The organism is Bacillus sp. JJ1474, from assembly GCF_036965225.1.
Lineage (GTDB): Bacteria > Bacillota > Bacilli > Bacillales > Cytobacillaceae > Cytobacillus.
In genome coordinates, this window is record NZ_JBALPC010000016.1 from 1 (window position 1) to 10,377 (window position 10,377).

Here is a 10,377-nt window from a genome sequence, read left to right on the forward strand (position 1 = left end):
TTTATATATAGCATTGGCACACGCCTTCTTTATTTCTTGTTTATTTGGTGTTTTAAGTTACTTTATTCTTCTTTCCTCACGCAGCAAGAGAAACGCCCTTTCACTTGAGAAAGTAAAGGAAGATAATAAGCTCCCTTCAGCACCGCCAGTTACAGTACAATAAAGAACAAAAAGGAAGAGTTGCAGTTCATTTCAACTGCAACTCTTCCTTTTTTATTTTGAAATTTCGATTAGCAGATCCCCTGTTTGAATGGCTTCCCCGTTTGAAACATAAATATCTTCAATTACTCCAGAAAACGGAGCTTGTACGGTTGTTTCCATTTTCATTGCTTCTGTAATCATTAAATGATCGCCTTTTTCAACCTTTTCGCCCTTTTTAACTAAAACCTTAATAACCGTTCCTGGCATCGATGCCCCAATATGGCTTTCATTATGTGGATCTGCCATTATTTTTGACACTACTGTTGCTTTAATACTTTCATCCTTAATAACAACTTCACGAGCTTGCCCATTCAATTCAAAATAGACAATTCTTGTTCCATCAGCTTGTGGCTGACCGACTGAAATAAGCTTTACAATTAATGTTTTTCCAGTCTCTATTTCTATCTCAATCTCTTCACCTAACCTCATTCCAAATAAAAAGGTTGGAGTATCAAGGACAGAGACATCCGAAAATTTCTCTACTATTTTAGTATAATCAATAAAAACCTTTGGGTAGAGGGCATATGCAAGCATGTCAAAGCTTGTCACTTGTCTGCCAAGCTCTTTGAAGAGCTTTTCTCTCAATGCTTCGAAGTCAACATCTTCTAATAGCTCCCCAGGACGAACTGTAATTGGCTCTTTATTTTTCAAGACTACCTTTTGAAGTTCTTTTGGAAATCCGCCATATGGCTGCCCAAGATATCCTTCAAATAGCTCAACAACTGAGTCTGGAAAATCTAAAGTCATCCCTTTATTAATAACATCTTCTTCTGTTAATTGATTTTGAACCATATATAATGCCATATCCCCAACTACCTTAGAAGATGGTGTAACCTTTACAATATCACCAAACATAAGGTTTACACGGAAATACATTTCCTTAACTTCATCCCATTTTTCCCCAAGCCCCACACCTTTAGCTTGCTGCTGAAGATTACTATACTGACCACCCGGCATTTCATGCTTATAGATTTCTGTATGTGGAGAAATCATACCGCTTTCGAAATCTCGATAGTATTTTCTTACATCTTCCCAATAGTAAGATAATTGTTCTAAAGCATCGATATTAATATTTGGTTTTCGGTCAGTACCCTCTAATGCATAATATAAGGAATTGGCACTAGGCTGCGAGGTTAATCCCGCCATTGAACTAACAGCAACATCAACGATATCAACTCCAGCTTCAATTGCTTTTGCGTACATAAATATTCCATTTCCACTTGTATCATGTGTATGAAGATGAATTGGAATATTGACCGTATCTTTTAATTCAGAAATTAACTGGTAGGCCGCCTGCGGTTTTAATAAGCCGGCCATATCCTTAAGGCCTAAAATATGCGCACCTTGATTCTCAAGTTCTTTAGCTAACTCTTTATAATAATTAATATGATATTTCGATCTTGAAGGGTCGGTAATATCACCAGTATAACAAATAGCAGCTTCAGCAATTTTCCCATTCTGGCGTACAGCATCAATCGCTACTTCCATCCCTTTGATCCAGTTAAGGCTATCGAAAATTCTGAATACATCGATTCCAGCTTGTGATGACTTTTCAACAAATTCACGTATAACATTGTCTGGATAATTCGCATAGCCAACAGCATTAGAACCCCGTAAAAGCATTTGGAATAAGATATTTGGTATTTTCTCTCTTAACGTCAGCAATCTTTCCCAAGGATCTTCTTTCAAGAAGCGGTAGGCGACATCAAATGTAGCTCCTCCCCACATTTCAGAAGAAAACAGACCTGGCAATAATTTTGCTGTTGGTTCAGCTATCTGTTTAATATCATTTGTTCGAACACGGGTGGCTAATAATGATTGATGAGCATCACGGAATGTTGTATCAGTAAGAAGTACTTCCTTCTGTTCTTTTATCCATTTAACAAGACCATTAGCTCCATGTTGTTCTAAAATTTGTTTCGTTCCTTGCTTGTATTGCAATTCGCTGCTTAATGTCGGTATTCTTGGCTGATCAAATACTGGCCGCTTTCTTTTTTCAATACCAGGGAAACCATTCACTGTAACGTTCGCAATATATGAGAGCATTTTTGTTCCACGATCTTTTCGTTTTGGGAACAAGAATAACTCTGGAGTTTTGTCAATAAAGGAAGTGTTGTACTCCCCTTTAATAAACTTTTCATGTTTTACTACATTCTCTAAGAATGGAATATTTGTTTTGATTCCGCGGATTCTAAACTCCTGAAGATTCCGAACCATTTTTGCAGCAGCTTGTTCAAAAGTCATTGCCTGTGTTGATAATTTAACAAGCAATGAGTCATAGTAAGGTGTAATAACCGCACCTTGAAACCCATTACCCGCATCAAGCCGAACTCCAAAGCCACCGCCAGATCGGTAAGCCATAATCTTTCCAGTATCAGGCATAAAATTATTCAATGGATCTTCTGTTGTTACACGAGATTGAATGGCATACCCATTCACATGAATATTTTCCTGTGTTGGAACTCCAACTACTCCACTATGAAGAGAATGGCCCGCTGCAACAAAAATTTGGGTTTGAACAATATCAATCCCTGTAACCATTTCAGTAATTGTATGCTCAACTTGGACACGCGGATTCACTTCGATAAAGAAAAATTCATCACCAGATACTAAAAATTCAACTGTACCTGCATTAATATAGTCAACCTTTTTCATCAATCTCAATGCAGCTTCACAAATCTCATCTCTTAGTTTAGGAGAAAGAGATACACATGGGGCAACTTCAACTACTTTTTGGTGACGGCGTTGTACGGAGCAATCCCTTTCATATAAATGAACGATATTTCCGTGCTTATCTCCAATGATTTGAACCTCGATATGCTTCGGTTTATCAATAAATTTCTCAACATAAACCTCATCATTGCCAAATGCAGCTTTAGCTTCTGATTTTGCACGTTCGTATGATTCCTTAACTTCCTCAAGATTATTAACAATTCTCATCCCTCTGCCGCCGCCGCCGAGAGAAGCTTTAATAATAATTGGGAATCCATAATTCTTTCCAAAGCTTATTACTTCATCTAAACCGTTTACTGGGCCATCACTGCCTGGGATAACAGGGATTTCTGCAAGCTGTGCTTGTGTTCTAGCTTTAACCTTATCTCCAAACATATCCAAGTGACGAGATTCCGGGCCAATAAAGATGATCCCTTCTTCCTCACAACGTATAGCAAAATGGATATTTTCGGACAAAAATCCGTAACCCGGGTGAATAGCATCTACATCACTATTTTTAGCAATTTCAATAATTCCATCAATGTCTAAATAGGCATCGATCGGTTTTTTTCCTTCTCCTATTAAATAGGCTTCATCTGCCTTATATCGATGATAGGATCCAGAATCCTCTTTCGAATATATAGCTACTGTCCGGATATTTAATTCAGTACATGCTCTAAATACCCGAATAGCAATCTCACCTCTGTTAGCCACTAACACTTTGTTGATACGTTGGTTCAAGAGAAACACCTCATCTTTACTTTTTGATTTTTCTGGAAATTGAAGCTGTGCTACGGCTGTTGTATAGCCGTTAGCCGTAATTTATTAACAAGTGCAGATATACTGACACTTATTTACGATATTGATAGACCCGATTTAGAACATTTCTTTTTTGCCCCTGCTGCTCTTTCTCTGCAGTCCCTTTATACTTTTGTTCATAAGTAACAAACATCGAAATATTGACAAGAATCCCCATTGCCATAGAAAGCTGTAAAATGGATGATCCTCCGTAGCTTATGAAAGGCAACGGAACACCTGTTAAAGGAATAACGCCTGAGATTCCAGCGAGATTAACAAAAGATTGAATACCTATCATACTAGAAATCCCAATTGCTAGTAAACTGCCAAAAGGATCCATACATTTTAGCCCTATATACAACCCTCGAAGAACTAAATATCCAATAAGAAGTAATACAAAGCAAACACCAAAAACACCAAGCTCTTCAGCAATAACCGCCATAATAAAGTCAGTATGGGATTCAGGTAAATATCCTAGCTTTTGAATACTTTGGCCTAGTCCTAAACCTTTTAGTCCACCAGCACCGAGTGCTAAATATGAATTAACCAAATGGTAGCCAAAATCGGTTTGAAATGGGTCTTGAAATGCTTCTATACGCCCCATACGTACCTTTGTAAAAATCTTATCCTTCATGATAAGTACGAGAGGCGCTACAATTAGGATGCCAATAGTACCAAGTTTAAGGACATTTTTATAGCTCATACCTGAAGAAAAAATGATAACCACAGCAATAGCAAAAATGATAGCAGCAGTTCCAAAGTCAGGCTGAATTGCTACAAATAAACAAGCAAGAAACAAATAAGCAAGCGGGGGGACTACTCCCTTATTAAACTCGTTTATATAAGATTGTTTCTTTGCATATACAGCAGATAAATAAATAATAACTGTGAGTTTAACAAATTCAGAAGGCTGAATACTTCTGCTGCCAAACTTAAACCAGCTCTGAGCATTATTGGTAGCATGTCCAAAAAGATAGATTGCAAATAAGCCAGCTAATGAAAGAAAAACCATTGGTACGAGAATTTTATTGCTTAACATTGCTTTATACGGAAAAATAGCCATAAACATAAATGCAATTGCTGATAAAATAAGATGAAGCTTTTGCTTATCATAAAAATAATCGCTTGGATACCCCCAGCGCTGTACAGCTGTAACCATACTTGCACTATAAATCATGATCAGGCCAAAAACCGATAATAGTATAACAGCAATAACCAAAGTATAATCATATGATTTTAAGATTTTTTTTAACATTCGACCTCTTCCCTTATCTTCTATGTAGAGTAATTTATTCAATTAAAGCATTAAAACATCCTGCATCGAAGAAAAGTTGTTATAAATGTAACACACTATTTACGAAAAATCTATAATTATGTCATACTAATTAAATTATTTTTTACATTTTTTATATCTTTTCAGTCATACTCAAGATGTTTGAGTTATACTAATTTAATTATAAAAAAACTCAAACAATCCATTTAGAATGTTTGAGTTTTTCTACTGTCCAGCTTCAGCGCCTACCCCCGATGTACAGGACGTACAAGTGTCGACAACGCGAAAGGACGTCGCGTTTCTTTTTATTTTCTTACAGAGGCATCGTGCAGAATAGATAGTTCCTTTTCTAATTCAGCCATAATTGCCTTTCCATCTTTTTCTTCAATGAGGCCAAGACGGACCGCAAAATCTATTTCCCGAGACAACCCAAACATTTGCGTATCAAGCACCTCTTCATATAAAGGGCATTGAGGCATGGTAAGATTGTCCATCTGCACTTTAATTAATTTCAATATTTTATCTGCGTCAGCCTTTAATAGGGCATTTGCTCTTTCCTTATGGTCAATAATCATTTCTGAAGCCAACTTTCAATCCCCCATTTCCGAGCGATTATCTTATCTATAAATTTTATACTTTAGATGAGAAAAAAGCAAGAATAATAAGGATTGAATCCCTTTAAAATATACTAAAATCATAACGCAGAGCAAGTTCCTCTAACAACTTTATACCTGCTATGCTGTTCCCTTTTTCATCGAGTGAAGGACCGAATATACCGATCCCGAACTTATCGGGAACGACAGCGAGAATGCCTCCAGAAACACCGCTCTTCGCTGGTATTCCTACTTTAATAGCAAATTCTCCTGAAGCATTGTACATCCCGCAAGTGACCATAAACGTTTTACAAATCCTTGCAATTTCCAAAGGCAAAAGCCTTTCACCTGTTTCAGGGTCAATTCCATTTAAAGCAAAAACCGCTCCTATCTTCGCTAATTCAAAGCAATTCATTTCGATGGCACATTGTTTCGTATAAAGCATCATTAATTCTTCGATATCTCCTTCTATCACTTTATGCTGCTTCATAAAATAGCATAATGATCGATTAAGCCATGCGGTTTCAAGCTCAGAGGCAGCCACTTCCTTGTCATATGTCAGATCCTTCTTGATTCCTAAACATTGTACAAATTGAAGGATTCGCCCCCATCTTTCAGCTTCATTATTCCCTTTTATCATATTTGTAACAGCAAGTGCCCCGGCATTGATCATCGGATTTAAAGGCTTTGATGGAATAGAGGTTTCAAGCTTCGAAATAGAATTAAAAGGATCTCCAGTCGGCTCCATTCCAACTCTGTCAAACACATAATCAACACCCCTGTCTTGTAAGGCAAGTGCTAATACAAGGACTTTAGAGATGCTTTGTAATGTGAATTTTTTCGTGTAAGTACCCGCATAGAGACATTCATTATTACTTTTATAGATGGCAACAGATAAATCACTTTTGTTTGCCTTGGCAAGCGCTGGAATATAATCTGCTACCTTTCCTTCCTCTGTTATTGAATAAACGTCATTTACAATCATTTGTAAGTCTTCATTTGTTTGACATACCAACGGAACTTCCCCCAAACATCGCTAAATATTTTGGTTGATACTGGAATTTCCATTTTATCATTTGAACGAATGTATGACAATTCCATCAATAATCTGTATACTTACCTTTGTAAATAAGTTTTTTGCCTTTTTAGGAGGAATTTTAATGGAAAATATTATTTCATTAAGCGGGAAAGTTAAATATTCGATTACACTTGATCCAGGGGTTTGGATATTCGATGATCGCCGAGTTGATTTATTATCATTTTTTGAAACGGATCAAGAATTGCAGGATGGTCTTGAGGAATATACAAAATCAATCTCCAAGCATTGGGATAGAGAAATTATGGAAGGTGCTGTTTTTCCCCCAACTTTAAAAACCGAAAAGAAATTTGAAAAGGAAAAAGTATTGAATGGAACTTTTGGCATCCCTTTAAAACCATTTATCCAAAATGCAGAACCTGAAAGAGATGCAGCCACACTCATTATTGTAAGTGAAGAAGAAGGAGAGATAAGTATGCCCCTTCATGAGGGCATGGGGCTAATTCTTGGCTTTTCCATTAATGGCAAGCCTTTAAAAGAGGATGGTCCGGTTTATGTTTATTATAGCGATGGAAGAAATAAAGATAACCCAATAAAAAAAGTTAAAGCTTTGAAGATCAGTTAATCCCTGCGGAAGGGGCGATAATTCCGCCCCTTCTTCATACTGGACGCTATAATAGATCAGCAGCTAATTGTGCAAGTCCAGATCTTTCTCCCTTTATGAGCTTAACATGACCCGCGATTGTTTGGTCCTTAAACCTCTCTACCACGTATGTTAATCCATTATTATAAGCATCTAAATAAGGGTGATCAATTTGTTCAGGATCTCCCATTAACACTATTTTACTTCCCTCTCCTACGCGTGTAAGAATCGTTTTAACCTCGTGTTTTGTTAAATTTTGTGCTTCATCAATGATGATATATTGATCTGGAATGCTCCTTCCTCTAATATAAGTTAATGCCTCAACTTCAATGGAACCCATCCCAGCCAATATGGCATCCAACTCCCCAGGCTTTTTAACATTAAATAAATATTCCAGGTTATCAAAAATCGGCTGCATCCATGGCCTAAGCTTTTCCTCTTTTTCACCAGGCAGAAAGCCTATATCTTTTCCAACTGGTACAATCGGGCGGGCTACAAGCAGCTTTTTGTAATATCCATAGTCTTCTGTCTGCATAAGTCCAGAGGCAAGAGCAATAAGTGTTTTTCCGGTTCCTGCCTTCCCTGTTAAGGTAACAAGAGGAAGATCCTTTCTTAATAGAAGTTCCATGGCTATCGTTTGCTGAACATTTCTAGGTTTAATTCCCCATATATGGTCATAATCAAAAATAAGCTTCTTAACTTTTTTTCTTGTTTTATCTACAATTCCTATTGCTGACGACGATGATCCTAATGCATCCTTCATTACAAGAAATTGGTTAGGGAATACTGGAAAAGTGACGGCTTCTGAGATGGAAAGCTCACCCTTTTCATAAAAACGATTCAACGTTTCCTTCGCAATATATACTTCCAAAAATCCAGTATATAGGTGATCATTCTCAATAACCCGATCACTAAGGTAATCTTCACTTATTAGACCGATTGCATCTGCTTTAACCCTTACGAGTGCATCTTTACTTACTAATATGACCGTTTTTCCATCTTCCTTTGTTTCTTCCTCTAATGATAAATTTTTTGCTACTGCCAAAATTCGATTATCATTCGTTTTTTCAATAAAAATATCTTGTAACTGTTGAAATGAACGATGGTTTAATTCAATTCGCAAGCTTCCGCCATTTTCAAGAGGAATTCGTTCATGAAGTTTTCCTGTACCCCTAAAGCTGTCAATCAGCCTTGATACGTGTCTTGCATTCCTGCCAATCTCGTCCATATATCTTTTCTTCGAATCAACTTCCTCTAGCACTACGGCTGGAATAACCACTTCATTTTCTTCAAAGGAAAAAATTGAATGCGGATCTTGTAACAAGACGTTTGTATCTAACACATATATTTTACTCAATCTGATGCCTCCTGCTCCTCTTAGGTCTATTAAACAGTGGAACGAATGGAACTTTGGTAAAATATATGATTTACCGTATAAAGATAGACGAAATTTTGCACAATAACCGTTAATGATTCCTTTAATAATGCTTTAGCTTTCTGAAATGGACTAGCTAAAGCCTAAGTATAGGAGATGGTGAAAATTGAAAAAGCAGTTGTTTATCGGACTTGCAATCATACTGATGGCGGGATGTGGAATCAATAATAATCAAAGCCAAGAAAATCCAAATCAAAATTTAGTAAATGTCAAAAACAGTACTATACAAGAAGTTGATCGTACAACTGGGCAGCATATCTCAAAGCGTTTAGTCAACCTCGCTACAAGCATTCCTAATGTAAACGATGCTACCGCAGTTGTTCTCGGCCGATATGCGATTGTCGGAATTGATGTCAACAAAAACTTGGAGAGATCAGAGGTTGGTGCCATTAAATATTCAGTAGCGGAAAGCTTGAAAAATGATCCTGACGGAGCAAGAGCTATTATCATTGCTGATCCTGACATAAATGCACGTTTAAGAGAAATTTCAGATGATATTCAAAACGGGAAGCCTATTCAAGGAATAATGAATGAATTAGCAGACATTGCCGGCCGTTTAATGCCTGAAATTCCAGCAGACATTATAGATCCTAGACCAAAGAATGCCCCAGAGGAACCGAAAAAGAAATTAAATAATCCTGATGAACGAAAGCTTGAGAATGAACAAGAAGAACAGTCAAACCACTTTAAGGATAAACATGAATAAGTAATCAAATAAGGAAAAGCGGCCAATGGACTTTGTCGATGACAATTTCTAATAGCGCACGAAAAAGGCCCAGTCATTCGACTAGGCCTTTTTCATTGCGTCCATTACCTGTTTATCTAGACGTGCTGCTGCATCCTTATCATATGTTTTGTCATATTGGGGTTCAGAAATAATCTTGGAACCGTAGAACATGACATCCCGTACTTCATGAATAGACAATTCTAGAAGAGCAAGCTTTAATGGAACACCATCTAGCTTTTCCTCCTTAACAGTAACATCTCCTGTTATGGAATATGTAGATTCATTTGCGATTAAATTAATTACCGCCTTTTTGTTCTCTTTTATGTTTTGAACAATTCTTGAACGATTATCAACCGCAAATTGAATAGTCCCTTCATCTTTGGCCAGTACCCATGAAATGGCACTAACATTTGGTCCGCCCGTTTCGAAATCAATTGTCGATAACGTGACAAACCTTTCTTGCTGCAATGCATCAAAAAGTGGTTTAATTAATTTTGGTTCTACTTGATTTGCCATTCAAATTCCTCCTTCATTCTACATCATATTATGCCCATCCTTAACTTTCAACCGATACATATTATCAGCATACAAAAAGAAAGTCGTATTAAAGATATACATCATATATAATTATAATAGGCTTTAGTGAACTTACCAAACGAATAGGATTACAAGGCAATGAATAAATCATTTATGAAAATAGTTTTGAGGTGTACGCGATGAGAGTTAAATGTGTTTTATGTGATAAAATTGAATCCATTGAAGATCAATCATTTCAGGCAAAAAGACTTAGGAACAGGCCGATCCATACTTATATGTGTAAGGATTGTGAAGCTAGAATAACAGCAAATACCCAAAAAAGAATGGAAACTGGCAACTTTAAATTGTACCAAAGCAAAGTAAAGGAAGAAGAATGGTAACAAGAAAAGCGGAAGCGCCTTGTCCACCCCCGACAAGCACAA

The 10,377-nt window shown here is 36.9% G+C and carries 9 protein-coding genes and 1 pseudogene; 4 read left to right on the forward strand and 6 right to left on the reverse strand.

Annotation, left to right across the window (positions count from 1 at the left end; all coding sequences use genetic code 11):
• A pseudogene (locus V7164_RS02850) lies at positions 1-163 on the forward strand (heme A synthase); the annotation flags it as partial.
• A 50-nt stretch (positions 164-213) separates the two neighbouring features.
• Here the strand turns inward: V7164_RS02850 and pyc are convergent.
• From pyc to glsA, 4 genes are all read right to left on the reverse strand, one after another.
• Complete coding sequence (gene pyc, locus V7164_RS02855) at positions 214-3,654, reverse strand: pyruvate carboxylase (protein ID WP_335353360.1); 3,441 nt, start codon at positions 3,652-3,654, stop codon at positions 214-216.
• Positions 3,655-3,763: 109 nt separating this feature from the next.
• Positions 3,764-4,966, reverse strand: a complete 1,203-nt coding sequence (locus tag V7164_RS02860; RefSeq protein WP_335343871.1) for an FtsW/RodA/SpoVE family cell cycle protein — start codon at positions 4,964-4,966, stop codon at positions 3,764-3,766.
• 323 nt (positions 4,967-5,289) lie between these two features.
• The gene (locus V7164_RS02865; RefSeq protein WP_335343872.1) at positions 5,290-5,571 is read right to left on the reverse strand and encodes a YlaN family protein; all 282 of its coding nucleotides are present in this window, start codon (positions 5,569-5,571) and stop codon (positions 5,290-5,292) included.
• Between the two features lie 91 nt (positions 5,572-5,662).
• Positions 5,663-6,592: a glutaminase A gene (glsA, locus tag V7164_RS02870; protein WP_335343873.1), complete on the reverse strand. Its 930-nt coding sequence runs from the start codon at positions 6,590-6,592 to the stop codon at positions 5,663-5,665.
• 145 nt (positions 6,593-6,737) lie between these two features.
• On the opposite strand from glsA, the gene V7164_RS02875 reads away from it, so the two are divergent.
• The gene (locus V7164_RS02875; protein WP_335343874.1) at positions 6,738-7,238 is read left to right on the forward strand and encodes a peptidyl-prolyl cis-trans isomerase; all 501 of its coding nucleotides are present in this window, start codon (positions 6,738-6,740) and stop codon (positions 7,236-7,238) included.
• Between the two features lie 46 nt (positions 7,239-7,284).
• Here the strand turns inward: V7164_RS02875 and V7164_RS02880 are convergent, their stop codons facing one another.
• Positions 7,285-8,613 (reverse strand): PhoH family protein, encoded by a 1,329-nt coding sequence (locus V7164_RS02880; RefSeq protein WP_335343875.1) that lies wholly within the window; start codon positions 8,611-8,613, stop codon positions 7,285-7,287.
• Between the two features lie 184 nt (positions 8,614-8,797).
• Between V7164_RS02880 and V7164_RS02885 the strand changes: the two genes are divergently transcribed.
• Positions 8,798-9,397, forward strand: coding sequence for a YhcN/YlaJ family sporulation lipoprotein (locus V7164_RS02885; protein ID WP_335343876.1), 600 nt, complete (start codon positions 8,798-8,800; stop codon positions 9,395-9,397).
• Positions 9,398-9,478: 81 nt separating this feature from the next.
• On the opposite strand, the gene V7164_RS02890 is transcribed toward V7164_RS02885, so the two are convergent.
• Positions 9,479-9,934 carry a pyridoxamine 5'-phosphate oxidase family protein gene (locus V7164_RS02890; protein ID WP_335343877.1) on the reverse strand — a complete coding sequence of 152 codons (456 nt, stop codon included), beginning with the start codon at positions 9,932-9,934 and terminating at the stop codon, positions 9,479-9,481.
• A 200-nt stretch (positions 9,935-10,134) separates the two neighbouring features.
• Between V7164_RS02890 and V7164_RS02895 the strand changes: the two genes are divergently transcribed.
• Positions 10,135-10,335, forward strand: coding sequence for a YlaI family protein (locus V7164_RS02895; RefSeq protein ID WP_315668405.1), 201 nt, complete (start codon positions 10,135-10,137; stop codon positions 10,333-10,335).
• The last annotated feature ends 42 nt before the right edge of the window (positions 10,336-10,377 follow it).